Below are 26,640 nucleotides of genomic sequence, written 5' to 3'. Positions count from 1 at the left end.
ATTAGTGTTATTCAGGCAGCGGTTGCAACTTTCTACCGCGGCGAAAACGCATTTGTAGCCGGTCGAAATAGAGATAAATGACCGGGGTGGTATACAGCGTCAACAGTTGGCTCATCACCAGTCCGCCCGCAATGGTAATCCCTAGCGGTTGGCGCAGTTCGGCACCGTCCCCGCTGCTCAATACCAGCGGCAGTGCGCCAAATAATGCAGCCAGCGTGGTCATCATGATCGGCCTGAAGCGCAACAGACTGGCTTGGAAAATTGCCTCGCGGGCGCTGATGCCGCCGCGGCGCTGTGCATCCAAAGCAAAATCGACCATCATGATGGCGTTTTTCTTCACGATACCAATCAACAGCATAATACCGATTAACGCAATCAGGCTAAATGAGGCGCCGAACAGTTGCAGCGCCAGCAGTGCGCCTACCCCGGCAGAAGGCAGGGTAGAGAGAATCGTCAACGGATGGATGTAACTCTCATATAACACACCGAGCACGATATACACCGTAGCGATAGCCGCCAGGATCAAGAACAGTTGCGATCGTAGCGTTTCCTGGAACACCTGTGCCGTGCCGGCAAATTCACCGCGTACCGTGGGCGGCACGCCGAGCGCCGTCATCGTGCGTTCGACGGCGGCGGTGGCATCCGACAGGCTACCGCCATCCGGCAGGTTGAACGAAATAGTTGATGCGGCTGATAGCCCTTGATGGTTGACCGACAGCGGCGCGTTGGCCGGTTGCCAATGGGCAAAATACGACAGCGGAATCGCTTTGCCTTCATTGTTGATGACGAACATTTTTTCTAATGCGCTGACGTCTTGGGTGTACGGCGGCGCCACTTCCATCACCACTTTATACTGATTCAACGGTTGGTAAATCGTTGAAATCTGGCGCTGCCCAAAGGCATTATTGAGCAAGTTATTGGCATCCGAGACGGAAATACCCAGACGTGACATGGTTTCGCGATTGTATACCAAGTCCATTTCCGATCCTTTATCTTGTTGATCGGAGTTAACGTCTGCCAGCTCTGGCCGTTGCGCCAATGCATGGCGTATTTTCGGCTCCCATTCGCGCAGTTCGCCGAGATCGTCCGCTAACAACGTGTACTGATAGCTGGCGTTAGCCTGCCGCCCACCGACGCGAATGTCCTGTACCGCCATCAGAAACAGGCTGGCTCCCGGCTCTTTCGCCAGCTTGGCACGCAGCCTGGCGATCACCTTTTGTGCATCATCGCTACGCTCGGACAGCGGCTTTAGCGAGATAAACATCGAGCCCGCGTTGGTGCGTGAACCGCCGGTAAAGCCGGTGACGTTCTCAACGTCGGGATCTTCCCGCACGATCTTCATAAAGTCTTCCAGCTTACTGCGCATCGCCTGGAAAGAAATGCTTTGATCTGCCCGAATAAAGCCCATCAGACGGCCGGTATCCTGCTCTGGGAAGAAGGTTTTCGGGATGCTGATATACAGCCAGGCATTTAAGGCCAGGGTGGCGAAGAACAGTGCCAGCACCCAGCGTGAATGCCCTAACATCCAGTTGAGCGAACGCCCATAGCCTTGTTGTAATGCCACTAACAGGCGGCCAAAACCGCGTGTTCGGCGTTGAGTTCTGGCGGGCTGGTGGCGCAACAGATAGGCGCACATCATTGGCGTTAGCGTTAGCGAGACGATCAGTGACAGGCCGATCGACACTGATAGCGTGATGGCAAATTCGCGGAACAACCGACCAAGCAGCCCGCTCATCAGCAGCAGCGGAATAAACACTGCGACCAATGAAACGCTCATCGACAGCACGGTAAAACCGACCTCGCGCACGCCTTTGAGCGCCGCGTTCAAAGGTTTCATGCCTGCTTCAATGTGACGCGAAATGTTTTCCAGCACCACGATGGCATCATCAACCACGAAACCGGTGGCGATGGTTAATGCCATCAACGACAAATTATTCAGGCTAAAACCGCACAGATACATGGCGGCGAATGAGCCAATTAGAGATACCGGCACCGCAACCGCCGGGATCAGCGTGGCACGGCCAGAGCGTAGAAAAATAAAGACCACCAGAATCACCAGTCCGATGGCGATCACCAGTGATTGTTCTACTTCGGCCAGCGACGCGCGAATGGTGGGCGAGCGATCCTGCGCGATGTTTAGATGAATCGCGGCCGGGATGTTTGCCTGTAGGTTGGGCAGCTCCGCACGAATACGGTCGACGGTTTCGATGATGTTGGCATCCGGTGCGCGACTGATGGTCAAAATGATGGCCGGTTTGGCATTGGTCATGCCTGCATTGCGTACGTCCTGAACCGAGTCTTTAACCTCGGCCACGTCACCGAGCCTGACCGCAGAACCGTTGTTGTAATGAATAATCAACGGTTGGTATTCAGCGGCGGTTTTTAACTCATCATTGGTTTGTAACTGCCAGCGTTGCTGCGGGCTTTCCACCGCGCCCTGAGGGCGGCGAACGTTAGCGTTGGCGATGGCTTGCCGCACGTTGTCGAGTGAAATGCCCTGATTGAATAACGCGCCGGGGTTGAGTTCGACGCGTACCGCCGGCAGTGAGCTACCGCCTACCGAAACATCGCCGACGCCTTCGGTCTGGGCTATTTTTTGAGCCAATTGAGTTGATGCGAAATCATAAAGCTGGCCTTGGCTATAGGTATCGGAGGTAAGCGTCAGGATCATGATCGGCGCATCGGACGGGTTGACCTTACGATAACGAGGTCGGTTTGGCATGCCGGTAGGTAACAGGCTTTGTGCCGCGTTGATCGCGGCCTGAACGTCACGCGCGGCACCGTTGATGTCACGCTCCAGATCGAATTGCATGATCACGCGGGTGCTGCCAAGCGAGCTCATTGAGGTCATTTCATTGACCCCGGCGATGCGGCCAAGCGCCCGTTCCAACGGCGTCGCCACCGATGCGGCCATGGTTTCCGGTGAGGCACCGGGGAGTGACGCGCTGATGACGATCACCGGAAAATCCACTTGTGGCAGTGGCGACACTGGTAACAGGCGGAAACCGAGGACGCCGGCGAGCGTAATCGCCAGCGTCAGCAGGGTTGTGGCCACGGGCCGATAGATGAAGAGGGCGAAAAATTTCACGGCAACTCCTGCGCATCCGGCTGGCGGCGGGGGCGGCGCGCCAGTTTGTCAAACAGCAGGTAAATCACGGGAGTGGTAAACAGCGTGAGAATCTGGCTCATGACCAGACCGCCCACCATGCACACGCCCAATGGACGCCGCAGTTCCGCACCGACACCGGTACTGAGCATCAGCGGCAGGGCACCGAGCAACGCCGCCAGCGTGGTCATTAAAATAGGGCGAAAACGCAGCAGGCAAGCCTGATAAATTGCATCATACGGCGTCATGCCCTGCTCGCGTTCTGCCGCCAGCGCGAAATCGATCATCATGATGGCATTTTTCTTGACGATACCGATCAGCAAGATAATGCCGATGATGGCGATCACATCCAGTTCGCTGCCCGCCGCCATCAGCGCCAGCAGCGCGCCGACACCCGCGGTTGGCAAGGTGGAAAGGATGGTTACCGGATGAATAAAGCTTTCATACAGCACGCCAAGCACGATATACATCGCCACAATCGCCGCCAGAATCAGCCACAGCGTACTGCCGAGCGCGGCTTGGAACGCCAGCGTCGCCCCCTGGAACTGGGTCGTAATGTCTTTCGGCAGATTAAGGTTGTTTTCTGCCTGTGTGATGGCGTCTACCGCTTCGCCCAGCGAATAACCGTCCGCGACGTTAAATGACACGGTAGCTGAAGGAAATTGGTCGACGTGGTTGATCGACAGCGGGCCGAAGCGCTGTTCAATTTTGGCGAGGGCGTTGAGCGGCACGATGGCGCCAGTGCTGCTGGTTAACCGAATATCGTTGAGTGCCGACAGCCCCGGCGTCGGGCTGACGTCATGTTCCAGCACCACGCGATATTGGTTGGCTTGCGTATAAATGGTTGAAATCAATCGTTGGCCAAAGGCATTGTACAGCGCATTATCGATGTCACTCATGCTGATGCCAAGACGCGAGGCCGAATCGCGGTCGACGTTGACATAGGCGACCAGCCCTTGATCCAGCCAGTTGCTGCTCACCTCCGCAAGCTGTGGAGTTTGCTGCAATTCCGCCATCAGTTTCGGCACCCAGAGGCTCAGCTCATCCAGCGACATCGCCTGCAGGGTAAATTGATATTGAGTGCGGCTAACCTGAGTATCAATGGTCAAATCCTGCACCGGTTGTAGATACAGCTTCACGCCCGGGAACTGCGCCGCTTGTTGTTGGAGCCGGGCAATGATGGCGGGAATGCGATCGCTGCGTTCATTGAGCGGTTTAAGGTTGATTTGCAGACGGCCACTGTTGAGCGTGGCATTACTGCCATCGACACCGACAAATGACGTCAGGCTTTCTACCGCCGGATCTTTCAGTATTTCGGCGGCGACCTGTTGCTGGCGCTCGGCCATATTACTGAACGACACGCTTTGCGGTGCTTCCAGCGTACCTTGAATAATACCGTTGTCTTGTAGGGGGAAAAAACCTTTAGGGATAACCAAGTACAACAGCACCGTTAACGCCAGCGTGCCCAAGGCGACGCCGAGCGTCATCCACGGGTGGTTAAGCACTACTTTCAGCCAGACGCCGTATCTGGCGATAACGCGCTCGAAAAAGCGTTCACAAGCGCGTGAGAAGCGGTTTTGTTTGCGCAGCGATTCGTGGCTCAGCATGCGTGCGCACATCATCGGCGTCAGCGTGAGCGAGACCACGGCGGAAATCAAAATCGCAATTGCCAGCGTGACGGCAAACTCACGGAACAAGCGGCCGACAATATCGCCCATGAACAGCAGTGGAATCAGCACCGCTACCAACGAAAGGGTGAGGGAGATAATGGTGAAGCCGATTTCACCGGCGCCCTTTAGCGCGGCGTCGAGCGGTTTCTCGCCTTTTTCGATGTAGCGCGAGATATTTTCGATCACTACGATGGCATCATCGACGACAAAACCGGTGGCGATAGTTAGCGCCATCAACGTAAGGTTATTGATTGAAAAGTCGAGGAAATACATCGCGGCAAAGGTGCCGACCAGCGAGAGCGGGACGGCGACGCTCGGTATGATGGTTGCTGGCACATTACGCAGGAACACGTAAATCACCATCACCACCAGCGCAATCGCCAACAACAGTTCAGACTGAACGTCATTGACCGAAGCACGAATCGTGGTAGTACGGTCGGTCAAGACGTTGACATCGACCGATTTAGGCAGGCTTTTCACCAGTGTTGGCAGCATTTCGCGAATGCTGTCGGCGGTGGCGATCACGTTCACCCCCGGTTGGCGCTGAATATTGAGGACGATCGCCTGTTGTTTATTCGCCCAGGCGGCCAAACGGGTGTTTTCTGCCCCTTGCTCGATCGTGGCGATATCTCGCAGGCGAATGGCGGCACCATTTTGGTAGGCGACGATCAACTGGCGGTAATCTTCGGCCGACTTCATCTGATCGTTAGCGGATAAAGTCACCGAACGCGTAGGGCCATCCAGGCTACCTTTGGCGGAATTAACGTTGGCATTACTGATGGCGCTGCGTACCGTTTCGCTGTTCAGACCGTATGCGGCAACGGCGTTGGCGTTCAGCTTTACCCGTACCGCCGGACGCTGCCCACCCGACAGCGTCACTAAACCAACGCCGTTCACCTGCGAAATTTTTTGTGCGACGCGAGTTTCCACCATGTCTTCTACCTGCGTCATCGGCATGGCGCTGGAGGTGACCGCCAGCGTCATGATGGGCGGATCGGCGGGATTGACTTTGCTATAAATCGGCGGATAGGGCAGATCGTTAGGGAGCAGGTTGGTAGCGGAGTTGATGGCCGCTTGGACTTCCTGTTCGGCGACGTCGAGCGGCAGTTCCAATTGGAATTGCAGCGTCACCACCGATGCGCCGCCGGAGCTTTGCGACGACATTTGTTTCAGGCCGGACATCTGACCAAACTGGCGTTCCAGCGGTGCGGTGATAGCCGAGGTGACGACATCCGGGCTGGCCCCAGGATACAGCGTGACCACCTGAATGGTGGGATAGTCGACTTCCGGTAGGGCAGAAACCGGCAAAGCGCGGTAGCCGATAATACCGGCCAGTAAAATAGCGACCATCAACAGCGTGGTGGCGACCGGGCGCAGAATGAACAGGCGGGAGGGGCCGCCATTGGTCTTCGGCGGTGTGGCGTGCATCAGGATTTCCCTTGTACTTTAGCGACGGCGGGTTTTTCCTGCGGTGTTAATACCTCAACCTGCATACCCTCGTTAAGACGATCGATACCATCCGTGACCACGCGATCGCCTGCGCTCAATCCGGCACTGATCACCACGTTTTGGCTGTCTTGCCATCCGGTGGTCACCGCATGTTTACTGACGCGATTATCGTCACTTAATGCCCACACGAAATGCCCTTCGTTACCCATTTGCAATGCGGCGATAGGGATCACTACCGCGTCGTGCAAGGTATCGACTTTCAATCGCGCGTTGACGAACTGATTAGGGAACAGGGCGTCATCCTGATTTTCAAAGCGAGCTTTGAGCTTAATCGTGCCGGTCGTGGTATCAATCTGGTTATCCAGGCTCAACAGGGCGCCGGTAGCTAACTGCTGTTTATTGGTGCGATCCCACGCTTCAACGGTGACCGAACCGGCTTTCTGCGCATTGATCAAATCGGCGATGTTGCCTTCTGGCAGCGTGAACACCACGTCGATCGGGTGCGTCTGGGTAATCACCACCAGCCCAGTCGCGCTGCCGCTGCTAATGTAGTTGCCGACGTCTACTAACTTCAGGCCAACGCGCCCGTCGATCGGTGCGGTGATGCGGCTATAAGTGAGTTGCAGTTTGGCGCTGTCAACTGTGCCGCGATCGGCCTTTATCGCGCCTTCTGTCTGGCGTACTAACGCCTGTTGCGCATCCAGTTCTTGACGCGAAACCAGATGGGTTTTTGCCAATTGCTGATAGCGTGCTAGATCCTGTTTGGCATTGGCCAATGTCGCGAGGTCTTTCGCCAATTGCCCTTGCGCCTGGGTGAGTTGCACGTTGAATGGTCGGGGGTCGATCTCTGCCAGCAAATCACCGGCTTTGACCTGTTGGCCTTCAGTGAAGTGGATGGCCATCAACTGCCCTTCAACGCGGCTGGTGACGGTGACCGTATTGGCGGCGGTGGCGGTGCCCAACCCGGAGAGATAGCGGGGTACGCTCTGTTGGATGGCCGTGGCAGCTTGAACCGGCGACATTGGCCTACCGCGTTTACCGGGCGCGGCGCGTTGTGCATCACGGGCCGCCGCTTGGCGGGCACTGGGCGTAGCACCGCTGGGCGCTGTCGCGTTAAAATGGCGCCAAATAACAACGGCCGCAGTAACCACGATAATCAGCGCCGCAAGGCGCAGTATCAATGAACGGCGTTTGGGTTTTGCATTCATGACAGTGAAAATTCTCTCCAAAGGCGGGCTTTCTGACAGGCATTCATTGCCGTAAAGCAGTTTCCATATAGGATACTAGTTTACTGGCCTAAGGCAGGAAAAAAATGGAGGAAAAATGGAGGAATCGTCAGTTTTCCATGAGGAATGCAGGGAATTAGCGTATTCCAGACTATTCTGTCCTGCGGATCTTACCGGCAAGCATTGAGCCAAGGACGATTTTCATGTCGATGCACGCAAGGCAGGCAAGTGCGAGAAGATAGGCAAAGCCTCGTTCGAGGCTGCGCCACCGGCTGGCGATATTAACCGTTGACGATTAACCGAAGGCTGAGTTCACTGAGGCTTTCTGATACCGTTTTACCCGCCGTGTCGATGCGCAGCACGGGCGTGCGCCAAGGCTGGTATTCCCGCCCGATAACCTCTTGCCAGCTCGGCTGACATAACCCGGCGATATCATTAACCCGGGTTTTAATCCGATGTTGGTGCTCGAGCGGATCGGAACAAATGACTTCAATATCGATCCAGTTTGTTGCTGTCTGTTGTGCGATGTCATGCCAGGCAGTGCGGGTGAGATTCAGCGAATTCACCGAATCCGCGATCACATCCCGCCCCAGGCGCAAATTATCTTTGACTACGCCATAGGCGGCAAAATAGCCAGCGGGGCCAATGTCGTTGGCTAACATCCCACTATCGCGGATAGCCTGTTCCAGTGTATCAATGCGGATGTGTACGGCATTCAGCTGTTTGGCCAACGCCCGTGCCAGCGTGGTTTTACCACTGCCTGGTAACCCGGAAAAGATGATCAACATACTTGTTTTTGCCACCGTTGTGCCGTAAGCCGATACACCACATGCGTCCGTAACGGATGACCGGCCGGCACGCGTGGATGCTCGAAGGTTTCATCATCGCAGATCATACCGATGCGTTCCATGACTCGCTGCGAGGGGCGGTTGAGAACGGCGGTAAATGAGACCACCTCGGCCAGTTGTAACCGTTGAAAAGCATAGGCTAACGCGGCGTTAGCGGCTTCGGTGGCATAACCGTGGCCCCAGTGAGCGGCAGATAATCGCCAGCCAATTTCGACGCACGGTGCAATCGGCAGGCCATCCTCCACGCGGTTTAGCCCGACAAAACCGATAAACGGTGCAACGGAGCTGCGCTCTACCGCCCACAAGCCCCAGCCATGCTGTTGCATAAACTGGCGGATTTGAGCGGCTTGTGCTGCGCTAGCCGCCGGGGTTAACGGCGCAGGGAAATAGGCCATCACCTGTGAATCGGCATTAAGCGCGGCGAACGGGGCAAGATCGTTGTCTTGCCAAGCGCGTAAACACAGGCGTTCGGTGTTGAGGGTGTCAATGTGCATATCGTCTCCTGTTAAGCAGAGCGCCGCATTGCTGCCGCGCCTGCTAGCGTGTCGCGAGTCAGGGATTAACGAAACAGCGTTTGCGCCCAGCGCGCCAGCCCGGCGGTGACGGAACCGAAATCGTTGCCCCCGACGATGGGAATGCCTGGCAACTGCTGTTGCAGTGCGGCACGCAGCAGTGGTGAACGTGCGCTGCCGCCCGTCAGATAAATCACCTCCGGTGCGGTTTGGCAGGTGGCTAATGCCGCAGTGATTTGTTCCTGGATGCGTTGCAACGGTTGCGAAATCGCCTCGGCTAATTGCTGTTGGCTCAGGGTTTCGCTCAGCTCTGATTGGACGAACGCCAGCGGCACCGTTGTGTTTTCTTGCTGCGAAAGGGCGATCTTACTCTCTTCTGCTGACCGCACCAGACGATAACTCAGGCGTTGCTGGTAGACTTTCAGCAAGCGTTGCAGTTTTTCTGGCTCGGCCGCGTCGCGGATCAGATCGCGCAACAGCCGAGCGTTGGCGCTGCTGTAAAAATCATTTTGCGCGGGAACGTCGTTGGTTGCCACCGCGTTCCAGTAAGGCAGCGCTGGCAGCGCAATGCCTTTTGCGGTTTCGCCGCCAAGGCCAAACAGCGGCATCAGTTGCTTGAAGGCTAGCATGATGTCGAGATCGTTACCACCGACGCGACAGCCGCTGTGCCCCAACAGGCTTTGTTGACGATCGACGCGGTCGCGCCATTGTGGCCCCATCAGCAAGACGGAACAGTCGGTCGTTCCCCCGCCAATATCGACCACCAGCACGGTTTTCTCTTCATTCAGCGTTGCCTCAAAATCCAACCCGGCAGCAACCGGTTCGAATTGAAATTCGATGTCTTTAAAACCGGCACGTTGCGCGGCACGTTGTAAAATGCCTTGCGCTTGTTGGTTGGCTTCTTCGCCGCCGATACCTTGGAAGTTGATCGGCCGTCCAATCACCGTCTGATCAATCTGCTGCTGGAGTACGCCTTCTGCCTGCCTCTTGATATGAAACATCATGGCGCAGACTAAATCTTCAAACAGCGCAATTTGCTGTGGCTTCAAGCCATTAGCGCCAAGGAAGGATTTTGGCGAGCGGACGAAATACACCTCTTGCGGATCGTCGATGTAGTTCGCCAACGCTTGCAGACCGAATTGTATGCTGTCGGTGTTGACCGGAATATCTTCTTCGCGATTAAAGCTGATGGCGCGACGCAGCAACTGCTGATTTTCATCGCTGCCTGTGGGAACCTGCCAATGGCGATGCAGGCACTCACTTACTGCTTCACGCGTGGGTGCGCAAAGCATTGACGGCAGATAGGGCGCGTCATTTTCTAATGTGAGTAGTTCGGGGCCGTTTTCCCGCATTATTGCAACGGAACAGTTGGCTGTTCCATAGTCGAATCCTATAAACATGTTCTTTCCCCATGCCAAAGAGGGGGGCGACTTTACCCGAGACCGGGCGCGTGGGCAATGTGCAACGCGTTAAGCGACTAAATATTTAGCGTATGGGAGAGCGGCATGCTTAACTGAAATCGCTAGATGTGCGCGCGCACCGTTATGCCGCGTTATCGCTGCTGGCACCGTGTCCGAATTCCGCACGTCAGATGGCGTTTTGCACACCATACTGTTGAAAAACTGATATCGAGCGTTGCCATGAGTGAACAACAAGCATTATATGCCGCGCTGTGCGCGCGTGACCGTAAATTCGACGGGCGCTTTTTCGTCGGCGTGTCCTCAACCGGTATTTATTGTCGTCCGGTGTGCAGCGCGCGAACGCCGAAGAGGGAAAACTGTACCTTTTATCCCAGCGCGGCGGCGGCTGAACTGGCAGGATTCCGACCGTGTCTAAAATGTCGGCCAGAGTTAGCGCCGGGGCTGGCCTTGATCGATCTGGGTAACCGCTATGCGCAGGTGGCGGTTCAGTTGATTGAGCAAGGTTTTTTGTCTGAACAGGGATGTGCAGCGTTGGCGGCGCGATTGGGTATCTCCGATCGTCACCTGCGGCGTATTTTTGCCGCTCAGTTTGGCGCATCACCGATTGATTATGCCCAATCGCACCGATTATTGCAGGCTAAACGCTTGTTGGCCGATACCAATATGCCGCTGAGTGAAGTGGCGTTTGCCGCCGGATTTGGCAGCTTGCGGCGTTTTAATGAGTTGTTTAAACAACGTTATCGCTTGGTTCCATCAGCATTACGTGAAAGCCGCGAGCGGCAAACGCGCGTCGCTGCCAGCGGGTTAGTGTTTCATTTGGGGTATCGGCCGCCGTACGATTGGCCACGTATGCTGGCTTTCCTACAGGCACGTGCCGTTAGCGGTGTGGAAAGGGTGCAGGACGGCCAGTATTACCGTTCTCTTGCGGTGAGTCAGGGCGGGGTGGAATATTGCGGTTGGGTGAGTGTACTGGCGGAACCGGAGTGTAATCGTGTGCGGGTTGAAATTGCGCCGACGCTTAGCCGGGTGACCACCGAGGTGCTGCGGCGCATTCGCCAGTTGTTCGATCTGGACGCTGCTCCGGACTCAATCGTTGAGGTATTGGGCGCTCTGGCCGCCGATGCGCCGGGTTTGCGTTTGCCCGGCTGTGTTAACAGTTTTGAACAGGCGACGCGAGCGGTGTTGGGGCAATTGGTAAGTGTCAACATGGCAGCGACCTTTGCTGGCCGAATGGCCGAGCGTTGGGGCACACCGCTTGAACAACCGCACGCTGGCATTACCCATGTATTCCCCTCAGCGCAACAGGTTGCCTTACTACAGCCTGAGGATTTGCGGGCGCTTGGCGTGCAGCTAAAGCGCGCGGCAGCACTGATTGCACTGGCGCGAGCGCTCACTGAAGGGCGGTTGGTATTGGATAATGTGTTGGATATTGAGGCGGGCATTAAGGCGCTCACTGCGCTGCCCGGCATTGGGAGCTGGACTGCGAACTATATCGCAATGCGCGCTTGGGCATGGCCCGACGTTTTTTTATCGGGCGATTATCTGATCAAGCAACGTTTTCCCGCTATGACGCCGCGGCAGATTGAACGTTACGCCGAGCGTTGGCGGCCGTGGCGGTCTTATGCCACGCTGCACCTGTGGCATAACGAACAATGGCAACCGGAATGATGGGTAAGCTGCCAGCGCGTATGCCGGCAGTGAAGGTTTACAGCAGAAAGACGGTAGCCAACCCGAGGAAAATAAAGAAGCCGCCGGTGTCGGTCAATGCGGTAATCAACACACTGGAACCGACGGCCGGATCGCGGCCGAGCTTGATCATCGTCATTGGGATGACTACACCCATCAGCGCGGCCACCAGTAAATTGAGGATCATCGCCAGTGTCATGACGCCCCCCATTGCCCAGTCACCGTACAGTAAATAGGTGACCAGCCCCATAATTCCGCCCCATACCACGCCGTTGATAATGGCGACACCGAGCTCTCTGAATAATAAGCGCGAAATATTGCCCACTTCAATCTGATGCAGTGCTAATGCGCGTACGATCATGGTGATGGTTTGGTTGCCGGTGTTACCGCCGATACCCGCCACAATCGGCATCAACGCGGCCAGGGCAACCAATTGGGAGATGGTATGCTCGAACAATCCGATAACCCGCGAGGCAATAAACGCGGTACACAGGTTGATCGCCAGCCACGCCCAGCGGGTTTTGACCGCTTTACCTACTGGCGCAAACACATCTTCTTCCGGGCTTAACCCCCCCATACGGCGCAGATTACTGTCGCTCTCCTCGTTAACAACGTCAACGATCTCTTCGATGGTTAAACGCCCCATCAGCTTGCCTTTGGCATCGATCACCGGCGCACTGATCAAGTCATATCGTTCAAAGGCACTGGCCGCCGTTTCTGCTTTGTCTTCCGGCTGAAAGGTGGTGGGATCATGAGCCATCACTTGAGAGACGGGAACGTCCGGATCGTTGAGCAATATGGCCGTTAGCGGCAGTTCACCCAATAAGGTGTTTTTGCGATCGGTGACGAAGATTTTATCGGTGGCATCTGGAATGGTTTTTCGCAGGCGCAAGAAGCGGTGAACCGCGCTGAGCGTGACGTCGGGTCGTACCGCCACAAGCTCAAAGTCCATCATCCAGCCGACGGTTTCCTTGCCGTAATGCATCATCTCGCGCACCTGCGCGCGCTCATCCGGCTCCAGCGATGTCAACAACCGCCCCATCAGGTTACGCGGCAGATATTGCGCCAGATAAGCTTGCTCATCGACATCCAGCGTTTTGATCGCTTTGAGCAGGTCTTTATCGCTCATTTCTTCGATCAGGCTATCCCACACCGGTTCGGCAACTTCCACCAGCGTTTGCCCGCGCTTAGTGTTGTCGACTAACCGCCACAGTGCTAAACGTTCGTCTTGGGGAAGCGCCTCTAGCATATCCGCTAGGTCGGCGGCGTGGATATCTTCAAGAATATGGCTGATTTCAGCAGTTTGATTGAGTCGCTCGTACTTACTCAACTGCTGTTCGTCCCCAGGGCGGCCAAGAATGCTATCGACCAAGTCTTTATTATTCAATAATAAAGACAAGATGCGCTGACGATACTCAGCGACTTTTTTTACGTTATGTGTAGCAACTGACATGAAATTCCTTAACGCTGAGCTCGCACAGATCCCGAATGATAATTTTAACAAGATAGAGTATAGCGGCAGTGGGCGTCATTTTTGTGAAGCATCAACGGCAGGTGAATGTTACAACGGTTGATTATTGTGTTGTGAGGAAACTTTTTTTTCTTGATGATGCGGCACTGCAACGACGGCAGCATACAGTAAGCGGCCAATTAAAATGATAAAACTGATAAACAAAATAATTTTGGTCATTTTCCCCGTAGTTCTTTTTCGCATATATCACTCGAGCTTATCAGTTTACTTAAATTGAGAATTTTCCAAGGTGAATCTGCTTTCTGATTCTTAACGCGATTTTAGTCAAGAGTGTTAAAGTTTGTCTATTTATTTCCAGACTTGGTTTTAGGTGATTGAGTCATTGTTTAGAATTTGTTGGATTTTGTATTGAGTATTTACCGGTAATCTTAATACAATAAACTGTTTTACTCGTTTTTATCAGTCTTTGATCTAAAAATTGATCATGGTCAAATCTTAAGCTGTCGCAGAGAATAAAATCTACAGCCATTCTTATGTTGAAAAGCTGAAACGTCTTTCTCAGCTTGTTCCCTGAATGGCCTTGGGTGTGGATAAGATCCCTGCCTTTTCTGCGCTAATGCGCTTGAGCGACGAACTGAATTACGCCTCAGCGGACACATTATCTTCATGGGTATATTGAAACTCTGGAATTATTTACGCGACCGTTGGTGGGGGCAGCCTATTATCTGGAGCCTGCTGCTGCTACCGGTTGCCGGGTGGCTATCACCGCGCATTATGTTGCCTGAAGGCAAGGTCTACCTGATTTACCTGCCCTTGGCGGTGTGTATTTCATTGCTGATGGTCTATGACTGGCTGGCATTGCCGGGTATTGCTATCGCGATTATGATTCGTTATGCCAGCCGGTTAGGGCCGGAGATTGGCGTGGTCATGACGCTGATTTATCTGTTTTGTTTAGGTGTCAGTTGGGTGGGGTATCGCTGCCAAACTCAGCGCCGATGGTGTGGCGGTTTTGGCATTATTGAACTGAGCCGGCCACAGTTGATTTGGCTGGTGGTGATGCCGCCGTTGTTCTTTATTCTCAGTCTGCAATTAGTGATTGGCCTGGGCTTACTCCCTGACGAAATGGGCATGGTGTCGGGTGATGCCAATTTCATGCATACGTTAGTAAATTTGCAGGCGGTGGTGATTGGTTGCATGTCTTCAATGCAGCTATTTTATTACGTCTTACGCGTACTCAATAAACCGCAGTTTGCGTTAACGTTATGGCGGCGGTTTCGTAGTGGAGTTGCGCCTGATGTCACGAAGAGTGAGCTGCAACTGTGGCTGTTAGTCTTGATCGGCATGGTGTTTGCGTTGTGTTATCGCGTAGAGCATACCAATAATTTATTATTGACGGACTACAGCCTGACTTTGCTACTGCCGGTGATGCTGTATGGGGCAATGCGTTTTGGCTATCAGTTAAATTGCATTGCTTGGTCAGTGTCGATGCTGGTGCTGTTCACCAATTATCGTAGTTACGTGCAACCGGATAATCTGCTACATAATCTGGCATTTATTTCCTCGATGATGCTGGTATTCACCTTAAGTATTTTCTTGTTGTCGATGATCAATACGCGCCAGCGTGGGATGTTTGAAAAAGTTAAATTAGCTTCGTTAAACGATCCGGTGATTGGTTTGCCGAATCTGCGCGCGTTAAAACGGGATCTTAGTAAAGCGCCGCGTTCCACGCTGTGTTTTTTACGTATCTCTGAATTGGATTTGCTCAGCCGAAACTATGGTATGCAACTACGCATTCGCTTTAAACAGCAGTTGGCGGTGGCGTTGCATAAAGTGTTGGATGTTGACGAAGGGGTATATCAGTTACCCGGTTACGATTTGGTCTTGCGTCTCAATGGCTATGATGCGGCAGATAAAGTCGCGATGGTGCATAGCTCATTAGAGAATTTCAGGTTGGTATGGAACGGTTTGCCGATTCATCCGCCGTTGGGCATCAGTTATTGCGGTATTTCCCGAGAAGTTGAGCATTTGCACCTGCTGCTGGGGGAGCTGAGTTCGCTGGCTGAAATTTCATTAACCAGCGGCGAGCCGGAAAGCGTACAGAATGATCAGCATGAGGTGCAAAATGAAATCAAGCGCAAAGTATCTTTGCTGCACTGGGTACAACGCTCACTGGATAATGATAGCTTTGTGCTGATGGCGCAGCCAATCAGCGGTGTGCGTGGCGATTGCTATTACGAAGTGCTGTTACGTCTGTTGGATGATGACGGCAATGTGGTGCCGCCGGATGAATTCTTACCGGTGGTGCATGAGTTCGGGCTGGCTTATCAGCTTGATTTATGGGTACTGCGTAATGCTTTGGAGTTTATGGCGTTACATCGCGAAAGCTTACCCAGCATACGCTTTGCCATTAACCTGTCACCATCATCGCTGTGTCGGCCGACGCTGAGCCGTGACGTCTGTGATGTATTGAAGCACTATCAGATAGAACCTTACCAGCTCGTGTTTGAAGTGACGGAATCACACCTGATGCAGGATGTGGATTATGCCACGATTACCCTACGTGAACTGCGCAAGATAGGCTGTCGCATTGCGATAGACGACTTCGGCACCGGTTATGCCAGTTATGATCGGTTGCGGGTGCTTGAGGTGGATACGCTGAAAATCGACGGCAGTTTTGTGCGTGGTATGTTGGCCAACCCGATCGACCAGCAAATTATTGCCTCGATCTGCAAAGTCGCCATCATGAAGCGGTTAACCATTGTGGCTGAATACGTTGAAACCGAGCAACAGCGGGATGCGCTGCGGGCACTGGGCGTGGACTACATGCAGGGCTACTTTATTGGCCAACCGCAGCCGTTGGCGTCGTTGTTGCCGGTAGTGCTGCGCGATGAGGGAACCGAGTAAAACATTGCCCTCGTGATTAGCCGAGGGCAAATGTGCGTTATGCCGAGGTTAGGCGGGGGATTGTTCGTCGGCGTTGGCGCTTTCTTCTTCAATCATCAGCTTCCAACCGACAACGTCACTCCAATAAGCCTGTTCACGTTCGAAATCCAATTGCACCAGATTATTCTGCGCCAGATACCCGGCAGGGAAGCGCAGCGTCCAATGGTTGTCATCGGTGAGTAAACGGAGCGTCTCCGGCGTTGTGGTTGACTGGCGTTGGTTATTGAGCAACGTGCTTAAGCGCAGTAGCTGAATCAACGGCAGATAATGTTTCTTTTTGAAGAGATTAAGGCGCGGTAACTCATCGAGTTTGATCGCCTTGCGATGGAAACGCACCAGCGCGGCCAGCAACAGTTGCTGTTCCTGATTAAAGCCCGGCAGATTACTGTTTTGCAGGATATAGGCCGAGTGACGATGCAGGCCGCTGTGATTGATGCTGAGGCCGACTTCATGCAGCATGGCCGCCCATTTCAACAAGGCTTCCAGTTGTGGGTTCACCAACTTGGTATTTTTTGCCATCCATTGGGCATACAGTAATTCGGTGGTTTCCAGCACCCGCTTGGCCTGTTCACGATCGATATTGTAATGATCGGCCAGGCTTTTCGCGGTGCGGCTGCGAATATCTTGATGGCGGAAACGGCCTTCCATCTCATAGAGTACGCCTTCACGCAGCGCGCCGTCAGACAGGCGTAAATCGCGGATCGCCAACGCGTCAAAGACACCGCACAGAATGGCCAGCCCCGGTACGAATACCGATTGGCGATCCTCGGATAGCCCCGGCAGGCTGAGCGCATTGAAGTTCTTAAATTGCAGTACGTTTTCAACCAGCATCTCTAGCCGGGCAGGCGTGATCAACCCGTCTTTTTCACCCATTGCCACCAGCACTTCATACGCGGCTTTAATGGTGCCGGACGCGCCGAGCGCATACTGCCAACCTTGAATACGGTATTGCCAAGCCAGCGTCTCCAACTTTTGCGCGGCGGCTAAACGTGCGCGTTTGAAATTGTTTTTACTGATTTCACCCGCCGGGAAAAACAGCTGGGCGAAGCTGACGCAGCCCATGCGGCGGCTTTCTGCCAGCAACGGTTCAAAATCCTCGCCGATCACCAGTTCGGTTGAACCGCCGCCGATATCAATCACCAGCTTACGGCCTTTCTCAGGCTGCGTATGTTCGACGCCCATAAAGATCAGACGTGCTTCTTCCTGCCCAGAAATAATCTCAATCGGATAGGGAATGACTTTGGCGGCACGCTTGAGAAACGCCTCGGCATTGACCGCCTGGCGTAGGGTATGAGTGCCGACGATGGTGACGTTATCGGCCGGAAAGCCCTGTAGCCGCTCGGCAAAAAGCGCCAGGCAAGCCAGACCACGTTCAATAGCTTTTTCACTGAGTACGTTATTGGCATCCAATCCATCGGCGAGATGAACGCGTTGTTTCAAACGGCCTAACACCTGTAGCGCGCCGTTAACGACGCGGGCGATGACCATATGAAAACTGTTCGATCCCAGGTCGATGGCGGCGATTTCCTGAGGTTTATGAGTCGCGGTGCTTTTTAGCGGCATAGTAACGGGCCTAGTGTCCTGGTTGTTCCAGAGCTTTTAAATACTCGTAAATTGCAACCTGCGATCGTACTTTACGGCGGTTACCGCGCGGTACGTACTGGTTACTCAGTTCTTTATTGAGGTAACGGGCTTTGACCGTGTCGCTAAACAGGATTTCCAGAATATCCAGAACTCGCTGTTTTAGTGCCGGATCCAGCAGCGAAACCGCCACTTCGATACGGTAATCTATATTGCGGGTCATCCAGTCAGCAGACGACAGATAGACCTTTTTGTCACCTTTATTCTCGAAAACGTAAACACGATCGTGCTCTAAATAACGATCGACGATACTGATGGCCTGAATATTGTCACTGATTCCGGGCAGATTGGGAATCAAAGAACACATTCCTCGCACCATCAGGCGGATTTTTACACCGGCACCAGAGGCGGTATATAACCGGTCCACCAAGCCTTTATCCACCAGGTTGTTTATTTTCAACATAATTCCCGCGGGATGGCCTGCCTTGGCGTTAGCAATTTCGTTTTCGATAAGCTCATACAGCATGCGGCGCGAGTTCTGCGGCGACACCATGAGGTTGTCAAAGCTGACGGGACGATAGGGGTTTTCGATAAAGTTGAATACCCGACGTACTTCGTTAGTGATGCGCGCATCCGCCGTCAATAGCGAATAATCGGTGTAAATACGCGCGGTTTTTTCGTTGAAGTTACCGGTGCCGATATGCGCATAGCGCACAATGGCATCGCCTTCTCGGCGTGAAATCAGGAACAATTTGGCGTGAATCTTCAACCCTGGAGCAGAGAAAATAACGTGAACGCCGGCTTCCGTCAGCCGTTTAGCCCAATGAATGTTGGCTTCTTCATCGAAACGAGCCTGCAACTCCACCACTACCGTCACTTTCTTGCCGTTGTGCGCGGCATGAATCATCGATTCGATAATGCGCGAATCTTTTGCGACGCGGTAAATATTGATTTTGATCGCCAGTACGCTGGGATCGAACGATGCCTGTCGCAGTAGCTCCAAGACGTGTTCAAAAGTGTGATACGGGTAATACAGCAGCACGTCTTTTTCCCGAATGGCATCAAAGCCGTTACGGAAATTATCGAACCAGATATGGCGCAGCCGCGGCAGTGGACGGTTGACCAGATTGGCTTTGCCAACGTTCGGAAAGCTGATGAAATCTTTAAAATTGTGATAACGCCCGCCGGCAATGACCGAATCATAGTTGGAAATGCCAAGCTTTCCGCGCAGCAGTTCAACCATTTCGTTTGGCATATCACGTTGATAGACAAAGCGAACTGGCTCGGCCGTCAAACGCTGTTTCAGGCTGGAGGACATCAGCTCCAACAGGCTGGATTCCATTTCTGTCACTAAATCGTACTCGGCATCGCGGGTCATTTTCATCGAGTAGGCATTTAGCGTGTCGTAATCGAAGAAACCCTTGAAGATGTCATCCAGACAGTAGCGAATAATGTTATCCAGCAAGATCATCGGTTTACGACGTCTAGGCGCTTCCGGCGGTAGGTTGACGAAGCGTGGAACCTTATCGGAAGGGATCTCCAACAGCGCATAATCAATGCGCGCCCCGCGAATAATCTCCACCGCCAGATAGGTGTAGTCATCTTTCAGGAACTGCACCAGATTGGTGTCGTGGTTAATGAGAATCGGCGTGATGTGCTGACGAAGGTGTTGTTTGAAATATTGCCGCAGCCAGATTTGTTGGTTTTCAGAAACCTGACGTTCGTTGATCAAGAAGATTTGATTACGCGCCATTTCCAGCAGTAATTCATTGTACAGGCTGTCAAATTCCTGATCGGTTTTTAACACCTTCGCCTGAATTTTTTTCAGCAGATGGCGTGACGTGCCCCCCGACCCCTGTTCTTCACTGATCAGGATGCGGCGCTTTAAGTCGGCAAAGCGGACTTTATAAAACTCATCAAGATTATTGGAGTAAATCCCCAGAAACCGCATACGTTCAATCAGGGGATTGCTCTTATCTGCGGCTTCCTGCAACACACGTTCATTAAAGGATAACCAGCTTAGTTCTTTTTCGATGTAGAGCTTTTCCTGACCCATTGCCACTCCAGTTCAATCATTGGGAGAGTTTTAGATAACGGCACCTATACCTGTCATAGTTCACGTTGCCTGTGTGTTGGCTGCACTCGTTCACCCGAACCACTTACCCGTGTAAGCTCATCGGAATTCACTTCCTTGCCGCCTTCCTGCAACGCGAATTGTCTTGGATAGATATGCAGCGCCCAGATGCCGCTCTAATGTCCTACAACATTATTGCGAGAGATTGACAGTAATGTCCATTAGATTACCCACGCAGACGGCGGCAACTTTGTCATGCAAACGTCACGTATCTGACATAAAATGCGCGGTTATCTTTTGGCGTAAGCCCGTCCAGTAAAACGACAGCGAGACACATGGTACAGACTACGGCAAATCAACATCCCCGCGATCGCCTGCGCACGCGCGTCGATCGTGGCATACAGGCAGCGGTCACGGTCAGCGGTCTGCTGGTGCTGATGACCTTGATGCTGATTTTTGTTTATTTGCTCTTTGCCGTCCTGCCGCTGTTCAAATCGGCGTCGATCGGTACGGCGCAGCCGGTGCCGATAACCCGTACCGCGCCAGCGTTGGCATTGGGCATGGATGTGCAACAGCGCATCGGTTATCGCATTGATAGCCAAGGGGATGGCCAATTTTATTCATTGGCAGCGTCAGGAGGGCAACCGACCAAGTCCCCGATGGTACAACAACGTTTGCTGGCGCACCCGGTGTTGCTGGCTCAGGCGGTGGGTGCGCGTGATGTCTTTGCGTTGGCGCAGGCAGACGGGCGGTTTATTGTCGCGCAGGCTGAGTTTGCCGCTACGCAACAAGGTTTACCGCAGTGGTCGCTGCCGCTGGGGGCACAACCCTTGGCATTAGATCGACGCGGAAAACCACTGATGCTGTTGGCATTAGCCCCCGGGCGCAACGTGGGTGAATTTTTGCTGGCGGCGGTGAGCAACGACAACCGCTTGTTGTTTGGCCATTTCGGCGGCAAGGGTATGCCCGCGGTGAGTGAAAGCCCGCTAAACGCGGTGCCACAGCAACTTATTATCACCCCGGATGGCCGCCAGCTTTATATATTGAGTGGTAATCAATTGGCGCGTTATCGCATTGATGACGTGCGCTTAACACTGCGCGAAACGCGGAAGCTCGGGGAGAAACCGCCTTATCGTATGACGGCACTTCCCGGCGGCAGCGCATTGATAATTCAAGACGCTGAGGGCGAAATGCGTGAATGGTTTGACGTTGAAAAAGATCGGCGATGGCAGTTAACGCCGGTACAGCATTTCCAATCGGACAGCGCAGCGCCCAGCGTATTGGTGGCTGAAGCGTATCGCCGCGTTTTTGCCACTCTGCAACCAGGAGGGGGGTTCGCGTTGTTTTCCTCGCTTCAGTCTACGCCGTTGCTGCGTGCACCATTATCACAGGGGGGGCAATTGGCTGCATTTGCGCCACGCGGTGATGGCTTGCTGATTGAAACGTCGCAGGGTTGGCAACGTTATGCGCTCAACAATGCTTATCCTGATGTGACCTGGCGTTCACTGTGGCAGCGTGTGTGGTATGAGAACTATCCGCAACCGGCATTTGTCTGGCAATCGACATCGGGTGAAGATAGCTATCAGGCCAAGTTTAGCCTGATGCCGGTGATTTTTGGCACGTTCAAGGCCGCCGGATACGCGATGCTATTTGCCGTTCCGCTGGCGTTAGCTGGCGCGATTTATACCGCTTATTTTATGTCGGCCAGGTTGCGACGCGTGGTAAAGCCGACCATCGAAGTGATGGGGGCATTGCCGACGGTGGTCATTGGTTTGGTGGCAGGTATTTGGTTGGCACCGCTAATAGAACAACAGCTGTTGGCCGTCTTAGCGCTGCCGTTTTTGCTGGCGTTGACGGTGCTATTGTGCGGTGCCGCCTGGCATAAATGGGGAAAAGGTCGCCCGACCTCGGGCATTGAGCTGGCGATCTTACTGCCGTTGGTGATGCTGGTCGTTTGGTTGGCATTTGCCCTTGGTCCTTGGCTGGAGATCACGCTGTTTGGCGAGCCGTTGCACTTTTGGTTGGGCGAGGATTATGAGCAACGTAATGCGCTGGTGGTGGGTGTCGCGATGGGGTTCGCGCTGGTGCCGGTGATTTTCTCGTTGGCAGAAGATGCGTTATTCAGTGTTCCGTCGATGCTCAGCCAAGGCTCACTGGCGTTGGGCGCTACCCCGTGGCAGACCCTGATGCGTGTGGTGTTACCCTCCGCCAGCGCCGGGATTTTTTCTGCGCTGATGATTGGTTTTGGCCGCGCGGTAGGGGAAACCATGATTGTGCTGATGGCGACCGGCAATACGCCGATTATCGACGGCAGCCTGTTCCAAGGGTTGCGTGCGCTGGCGGCTAACATTGCTATTGAAATGCCCGAAGCCGTCTCTGGCAGCAGCCATTACCGCGTTCTTTTCCTCACAGCATTAGTGCTATTTGTATTCACCTTTGTGTTTAACACGCTGGCCGAGGCGATTCGTTTGCGGCTTCGCGGGCGCTACACGTTGAACCAGGAGGCGCCATGACGCGCTGGCTAAAATCCGGTTCACCGTGGATTTGGTTAACCGCGGCATCGGTCAGCATCAGTTTGCTGGCATTAATTGGCATTCTGCTGCTGTTGGCCGGGCAAGGAATGCGTTATTTCTGGCCCAGCCCGGTATATCAGTTTGAGTTAAGACAAGCCGCCGCGGGGCCCGTGGTGGTGATTGGCGAACTGTATCAGCAGCAGACAATTTCTCGCCAACAATTGCAGGAGGCGGGCGTCACGCCGCCGAGTCAGGCGCAGAGTTTTACGCGTTATGTGGTTAAAATCGGCAATCGGGAGAGTGAAGGGCAGGATTTCCGGACTTTGTTGGCCAGTGACGTGCGGCAACGCGCGACCCCGCACGATCTGCTGGTGCTGGAACGAAACAGTAACGGCACCGCGTATGGTTATTTGGCCGGTATGTTGGAGGATGGCCAGCCGCTGACCGGCCGTAACCTTTATCAGGCGCTACAGCAGCGTTTGCCGCAAATTGCGGCATTATCGCGGCAGGCGCACGCGATTCAATTTCGCGATATGGCGCGCATTAATGAACATTTCGCCGCGCTAACCCTGCGCGAGAAGCAGCTGATACGCGATCGGCAATGGGATGCCCGCGCCCAAGCGGCGGTTAACGCCGAGCGACTGGAGTTACAGCGGCAATATCGCCAACTGGCGGGTAAACTGTCGGGGCTGAACCGCGATCGTCAACGTGATGCATTGTTATTGCGCGATATGCACGGGCAGATCCATACCATTCCGCTGAACCAAGTGCGTGACGCCTGGTATCCAAATGATATGCGCTTTGGTGAAAAGTTGGCGCATTTTGCGGCTCAGGTGAAGAAATTTCTTACCGACAGTCCGCGTGAAGCCAATACCGAGGGCGGGGTGTTTCCGGCGATTTTTGGCACCGTGTTGATGGTGATTTTGATGTCGGTGGTGGTGATGCCATTCGGCGTGATCGCGGCAGTCTACCTGCACGAGTATGCCGGCAATAATGTTTTAACCCGCCTGATCCGGATTGCGGTGGTTAATCTGGCTGGCGTGCCGTCGATTGTCTACGGTGTATTTGGCCTGGGCTTCTTTGTCTATCTGATTGGCGGCTCATTAGATCACCTGTTTTATGCCGAGTCGTTGCCGAATCCAACGTTTGGGACGCCGGGGGTATTGTGGGCGGCGCTGACCTTGGCGCTGCTGACCTTGCCGGTGGTGATTGTGGCGACGGAAGAAGGCTTGTCGCGCATTCCTGCCTCGTTGAGGCAGGGATCGTTAGCGCTGGGCGCTAGCCGAGCAGAAACACTCTGGCATATCGTGTTGCCGATGGCGGCACCGGCAATGATGACCGGTTTAATTTTGGCAGTGGCGCGTGCGGCCGGTGAAACCGCGCCATTAATGTTGGTAGGTGTGGTGAAGTCAGTACCGGTGTTGCCGGTGGATGATATTTTTCCGTATCTGCATCTTGAACGGAAGTTTATGCATCTCAGCTTCCAGATCTACGATATGGCGTTCCAAAGCCCTAGCGTTGAGGCGGCACGGCCATTAGTGTTTGCTACGGCGTTGTTGCTGGTGTTGATTGTGGTGGGGTTGAATCTGGCCGCGATGGGGATTCGTCATTCATTGAGAGAGCGTTACCGCGCATGGAGTCAGTAACCGTGATGAATTATTGGGGAGCGATATAATGGCCTTAATGACGCCAGGGAGTTTGCCCCAGCTGAATGTTCAGCATCTTGAAGATCAACATACGGCGTTGTCGGCCAGCGGTTTGAATCTGTTTTATGGCGACAAGCACGTGCTGCACGATATTTCATTGCGCATTCCCCGCCATCGGGTCACGGCGCTTATCGGTCCTTCAGGCTGCGGAAAGTCGACCTTATTACGTTGTTTCAACCGCATGAACGATCTGGTGGACAACTGCCGAATCGATGGTGAATTGCAGCTCAATGGCGAGCCGCTATCAGGGCCGCACATTGATGTTGCTGCATTACGGCGGCGGGTGGGGATGGTGTTTCAGCGGCCTAATCCTTTCCCCAAATCGATATACGAGAACGTGGTTTACGGCCTGCGTTTGCAAGGGGTTCGCGAGCGGCGGGTGTTAGATGAGGCCGTAGAGCGTGCATTGCGGGCGGCGGCGCTGTGGCATGAGGTCAAGGACCGTCTGCGCGAGAATGCATTCCAGCTTTCTAGCGGGCAGCAGCAGCGTCTGGTGATTGCCCGCGCGATTGCTATTGAGCCCGAAGTGCTGCTGCTTGATGAGCCGACATCAGCGCTGGATCCGATCTCTACGCTTACCATTGAGGAGCTGATTTCAGCATTGAAACAGCGTTATACGGTGGTGCTGGTAACGCACAACATGCAGCAAGCGGCGCGGGTATCGGATTATACCGCGTTTATTCACCAAGGGCAGTTGGTGGAATATAACGATACCGACGGAATATTCACGTCTCCGCGCCAGCGCCGCACCGAGGATTATATTACTGGGCGCTATGGTTAACGTCGCGTTACTTAGCCTGTTGCGTCGTCTCAGCCGGCTGGCTGATGTCTTCCCGCGCGTTACGCGGCGTTTTTAATTGGGTAATTTTGTTCTTTCCCTGTGCCTGCTGCATCAATTGCGACTGGCCGACAAAAACGCCGCCTTTCTCAATCGAAAATTCATCGGTAAAAATATCGCCGCGCATGTGGCCTTTTGGCTGGATGGTCAGCGTGTCGCTGTAGCAACGCCCTTCGACTGAACCATTAATCATAATATGCTGAGCGCGAATCTCACCGTTGACGTGGCCGGTTGGCTCAATGCGAACCTGATGAGAGCAGGTGAGGTTGCCTTCAATTTTCCCTTCGACAATGATATTGCCTTGGCCTTCGATGGTGCCGGACAACTGTGCGCCTTGGGAGATAAAGGTATCTTTGATGGCTTTCACCGGTTTGATCGCTTCCATGAGTTCAGGTAATGGAAGTGGTGCGGCAGGCGTGTTTTCTTCATGAGTCGTTGTTGGTTCGGTTGGCGACAGCGGTTGAACTTCCTGGTCTTTTTTCTTCGGTTTAGAAAATAGCTGCATGGCGTCCTTCTTTTTTAAAATATAAATAAACTGAATAAATAATAGCGAGATGATGCTGATAGTGGTTATGGTGGTCAGTTTTATCTCGTACTTTGCGAGAATATTCTTATCCATCCAGAGCGAAATTAATAACGCCCAGATCGACCAAACATACCATAGTCGGTTGTATCTTTTTGTCTTTCCTGATTGATTGATTTCCATGTTGAAACCGAGTTTATTGATGAGGGCCACAACGGACGGTTAACCATTACCGTTGTAGCTATTCCTAATTATCTATGGCAAACGGATAATACATGACAATGTATCCGAATTCATCAATATTACCCAATCCTGTTTACCGGATAATAGCTTGCCGATAAGCATCGATAATTATTTCTCGTTATCGGAAAACGTTAGAAATTATTTAACCTTTTTATACTTTAGGGGTGGTTTTAAACTTGACCAGGTATTGTGGCTGGAAGATACACATCCGCAATACCGTGCGGTACTCGCCATTGACGAAGAACTCGTCAATCAGCTCCCCCTCCACTTCGAAACCTAACTTGCTATAGATGTGGATCGCTTTTTGATTTTCTTTGTCGACAATCAGGTACAGTTTGTACAGGTTCAACACAGAGAAGCCGTAATCCATCGCCAGTTTGGCAGCGGTGCTGGCGTAGCCTTTACCCTGATGAGCCGGATCAATGATGATCTGGAATTCTGCGCGACGGTGGATGTGATCGATTTCAACCAATTCCACCAGGCCAACCTTGGCGCCTTCGTGTTCAATGATAAAGCGGCGCTCGCTTTGATCATGGATGTGCTTGTCATACAGATCGGAAAGTTCGACGAAAGCCTCATAGGGTTCTTCGAACCAGTAACGCATTACGCTGGCGTTGTTATCCATCTGATGAACGAACGCCAAATCGTCCCGTTCCAATGGACGTAATCGGACGCTGTTAGTGCTGGGCATGTGTGTTTCCCTTCAGTCAATAAAGGTTGAAAGTATAGCGCGGTAAGATAATGAACGGTAAAAAAAACGGCGTCGGTAAGAACGCCGTTTTAGACTGCTGACAAAGCGTGTTATGAGGGAAAGCGTGCCGGAGGGGCTT

17 protein-coding genes are annotated in these 26,640 nt (G+C 53.4%); 5 read left to right on the top strand and 12 right to left on the bottom strand.

Going from position 1 to position 26,640, the window contains the following annotated elements:
- Nucleotides 1-7: 7 nt before the first annotated feature.
- The 6 genes from mdtC to yegD all read right to left on the bottom strand — a co-directional run bounded on the left by mdtC (nt 8) and on the right by yegD (nt 10,211).
- A complete protein-coding gene (gene mdtC / locus ACQKDS_RS08885; protein ID WP_399668824.1) occupies nt 8-3,088 on the bottom strand; it encodes a multidrug efflux RND transporter permease subunit MdtC in 3,081 nt (1,026 codons plus the stop codon).
- On the bottom strand, nt 3,085-6,204 hold the full coding sequence (locus ACQKDS_RS08880; protein WP_399668820.1) for an MdtB/MuxB family multidrug efflux RND transporter permease subunit: 3,120 nt from the start codon (nt 6,202-6,204) through the stop codon (nt 3,085-3,087). The genes mdtC and ACQKDS_RS08880 overlap by 4 nt, the downstream gene beginning before the upstream one ends.
- Nucleotides 6,204-7,433 (bottom strand): MdtA/MuxA family multidrug efflux RND transporter periplasmic adaptor subunit, encoded by a 1,230-nt coding sequence (locus ACQKDS_RS08875; RefSeq protein ID WP_399668818.1) that lies wholly within the window; start codon nt 7,431-7,433, stop codon nt 6,204-6,206. The genes ACQKDS_RS08880 and ACQKDS_RS08875 overlap by 1 nt, the downstream gene beginning before the upstream one ends.
- A gap of 299 nt (nt 7,434-7,732) precedes the next feature.
- Nucleotides 7,733-8,239 (bottom strand): AAA family ATPase, encoded by a 507-nt coding sequence (locus ACQKDS_RS08870; protein WP_399669261.1) that lies wholly within the window; start codon nt 8,237-8,239, stop codon nt 7,733-7,735.
- A complete protein-coding gene (locus ACQKDS_RS08865) occupies nt 8,233-8,793 on the bottom strand; it encodes a GNAT family N-acetyltransferase (protein ID WP_399668815.1) in 561 nt (186 codons plus the stop codon). Before ACQKDS_RS08865 ends, ACQKDS_RS08870 begins: the two co-directional genes overlap by 7 nt.
- Before the next feature lie 65 nt (nt 8,794-8,858).
- Nucleotides 8,859-10,211 carry a molecular chaperone gene (gene yegD / locus ACQKDS_RS08860; protein ID WP_399668812.1) on the bottom strand — a complete coding sequence of 451 codons (1,353 nt, stop codon included), beginning with the start codon at nt 10,209-10,211 and terminating at the stop codon, nt 8,859-8,861.
- A 240-nt stretch (nt 10,212-10,451) separates the two neighbouring features.
- Here yegD and alkA point away from each other — a divergent pair, with 240 nt between their 5' ends.
- Nucleotides 10,452-11,900 carry a DNA-3-methyladenine glycosylase 2 gene (alkA, locus tag ACQKDS_RS08855; protein ID WP_399668810.1) on the top strand — a complete coding sequence of 483 codons (1,449 nt, stop codon included), beginning with the start codon at nt 10,452-10,454 and terminating at the stop codon, nt 11,898-11,900.
- Nucleotides 11,901-11,937: 37 nt separating this feature from the next.
- Here the strand turns inward: alkA and mgtE are convergent, their stop codons facing one another.
- Both mgtE and ACQKDS_RS08845 read right to left on the bottom strand, forming a co-directional pair.
- Nucleotides 11,938-13,371 carry a magnesium transporter gene (gene mgtE, locus ACQKDS_RS08850; protein WP_399668807.1) on the bottom strand — a complete coding sequence of 478 codons (1,434 nt, stop codon included), beginning with the start codon at nt 13,369-13,371 and terminating at the stop codon, nt 11,938-11,940.
- A gap of 108 nt (nt 13,372-13,479) precedes the next feature.
- Nucleotides 13,480-13,632 (bottom strand): YfgG family protein, encoded by a 153-nt coding sequence (locus ACQKDS_RS08845; RefSeq protein WP_399668805.1) that lies wholly within the window; start codon nt 13,630-13,632, stop codon nt 13,480-13,482.
- 423 nt (nt 13,633-14,055) lie between these two features.
- On the opposite strand from ACQKDS_RS08845, the gene ACQKDS_RS08840 reads away from it, so the two are divergent.
- Nucleotides 14,056-16,293, top strand: a complete 2,238-nt coding sequence (locus tag ACQKDS_RS08840) for an EAL domain-containing protein (RefSeq protein WP_399668802.1) — start codon at nt 14,056-14,058, stop codon at nt 16,291-16,293.
- Between the two features lie 48 nt (nt 16,294-16,341).
- Here ACQKDS_RS08840 and ppx read toward each other — a convergent pair whose 3' ends face one another.
- Nucleotides 16,342-17,895 (bottom strand): exopolyphosphatase, encoded by a 1,554-nt coding sequence (ppx, locus tag ACQKDS_RS08835; protein WP_399668799.1) that lies wholly within the window; start codon nt 17,893-17,895, stop codon nt 16,342-16,344.
- 10 nt (nt 17,896-17,905) lie between these two features.
- Nucleotides 17,906-19,969 (bottom strand): polyphosphate kinase 1, encoded by a 2,064-nt coding sequence (gene ppk1, locus ACQKDS_RS08830; RefSeq protein ID WP_399668796.1) that lies wholly within the window; start codon nt 19,967-19,969, stop codon nt 17,906-17,908.
- 353 nt (nt 19,970-20,322) lie between these two features.
- On the opposite strand from ppk1, the gene ACQKDS_RS08825 reads away from it, so the two are divergent.
- From ACQKDS_RS08825 to pstB, 3 genes are read left to right on the top strand one after another with little or no spacing between them, the layout of a single operon-like run.
- Entirely contained in the window at nt 20,323-22,500 is a 2,178-nt protein-coding gene (locus ACQKDS_RS08825) for an ABC transporter permease subunit (RefSeq protein WP_399668793.1), read from the top strand.
- The gene (gene pstA, locus ACQKDS_RS08820) at nt 22,497-24,146 is read left to right on the top strand and encodes a phosphate ABC transporter permease PstA (protein ID WP_399668791.1); all 1,650 of its coding nucleotides are present in this window, start codon (nt 22,497-22,499) and stop codon (nt 24,144-24,146) included. Before ACQKDS_RS08825 ends, pstA begins: the two co-directional genes overlap by 4 nt.
- A 28-nt stretch (nt 24,147-24,174) precedes the next feature.
- Nucleotides 24,175-24,987 (top strand): phosphate ABC transporter ATP-binding protein PstB, encoded by an 813-nt coding sequence (gene pstB / locus ACQKDS_RS08815; protein ID WP_399668788.1) that lies wholly within the window; start codon nt 24,175-24,177, stop codon nt 24,985-24,987.
- Nucleotides 24,988-24,994: 7 nt separating this feature from the next.
- Here pstB and ACQKDS_RS08810 read toward each other — a convergent pair whose 3' ends face one another.
- Together ACQKDS_RS08810 and speG are read right to left on the bottom strand one after the other, a co-directional pair.
- On the bottom strand, nt 24,995-25,750 hold the full coding sequence (locus ACQKDS_RS08810) for a polymer-forming cytoskeletal protein (protein WP_399668785.1): 756 nt from the start codon (nt 25,748-25,750) through the stop codon (nt 24,995-24,997).
- Nucleotides 25,751-25,961: 211 nt separating this feature from the next.
- The gene (gene speG / locus ACQKDS_RS08805) at nt 25,962-26,501 is read right to left on the bottom strand and encodes a spermidine N1-acetyltransferase (RefSeq protein WP_399668782.1); all 540 of its coding nucleotides are present in this window, start codon (nt 26,499-26,501) and stop codon (nt 25,962-25,964) included.
- Nucleotides 26,502-26,640: the final 139 nt, after the last annotated feature.

Origin of the sequence: Serratia sp. NPDC078593 (genome assembly GCF_050268245.1) — a bacterium.
In the GTDB taxonomy this organism is placed as follows: domain Bacteria; phylum Pseudomonadota; class Gammaproteobacteria; order Enterobacterales; family Enterobacteriaceae; genus JBNNGK01.
The sequence above is the reverse complement of the archived record's forward strand: the minus strand, read 5'-3'. Positions and strand labels throughout refer to the sequence as shown.

Excerpts from the sequence above, each read along its gene's own strand:
- ACQKDS_RS08880 (WP_399668820.1), bottom strand. The coding sequence starts at position 6,204 with ATGCACGCCACACCGCCGAAGACCAATGGCGGCCCCTCCCGCCTGTTC.
- ACQKDS_RS08875 (WP_399668818.1), bottom strand. The coding sequence starts at position 7,433 with ATGAATGCAAAACCCAAACGCCGTTCATTGATACTGCGCCTTGCGGCG.
- ACQKDS_RS08870 (WP_399669261.1), bottom strand. The coding sequence starts at position 8,239 with ATGTTGATCATCTTTTCCGGGTTACCAGGCAGTGGTAAAACCACGCTG.
- ACQKDS_RS08865 (WP_399668815.1), bottom strand. The coding sequence starts at position 8,793 with ATGCACATTGACACCCTCAACACCGAACGCCTGTGTTTACGCGCTTGG.
- yegD (WP_399668812.1), bottom strand. The coding sequence starts at position 10,211 with ATGTTTATAGGATTCGACTATGGAACAGCCAACTGTTCCGTTGCAATA.
- alkA (WP_399668810.1), top strand. The coding sequence starts at position 10,452 with ATGAGTGAACAACAAGCATTATATGCCGCGCTGTGCGCGCGTGACCGT.
- mgtE (WP_399668807.1), bottom strand. The coding sequence starts at position 13,371 with ATGTCAGTTGCTACACATAACGTAAAAAAAGTCGCTGAGTATCGTCAG.
- ACQKDS_RS08845 (WP_399668805.1), bottom strand. The coding sequence starts at position 13,632 with ATGCGAAAAAGAACTACGGGGAAAATGACCAAAATTATTTTGTTTATC.
- ACQKDS_RS08840 (WP_399668802.1), top strand. The coding sequence starts at position 14,056 with ATGGGTATATTGAAACTCTGGAATTATTTACGCGACCGTTGGTGGGGG.
- ppx (WP_399668799.1), bottom strand. The coding sequence starts at position 17,895 with ATGCCGCTAAAAAGCACCGCGACTCATAAACCTCAGGAAATCGCCGCC.
- ppk1 (WP_399668796.1), bottom strand. The coding sequence starts at position 19,969 with ATGGGTCAGGAAAAGCTCTACATCGAAAAAGAACTAAGCTGGTTATCC.
- ACQKDS_RS08825 (WP_399668793.1), top strand. The coding sequence starts at position 20,323 with ATGGTACAGACTACGGCAAATCAACATCCCCGCGATCGCCTGCGCACG.
- pstA (WP_399668791.1), top strand. The coding sequence starts at position 22,497 with ATGACGCGCTGGCTAAAATCCGGTTCACCGTGGATTTGGTTAACCGCG.
- pstB (WP_399668788.1), top strand. The coding sequence starts at position 24,175 with ATGGCCTTAATGACGCCAGGGAGTTTGCCCCAGCTGAATGTTCAGCAT.
- ACQKDS_RS08810 (WP_399668785.1), bottom strand. The coding sequence starts at position 25,750 with ATGGAAATCAATCAATCAGGAAAGACAAAAAGATACAACCGACTATGG.
- speG (WP_399668782.1), bottom strand. The coding sequence starts at position 26,501 with ATGCCCAGCACTAACAGCGTCCGATTACGTCCATTGGAACGGGACGAT.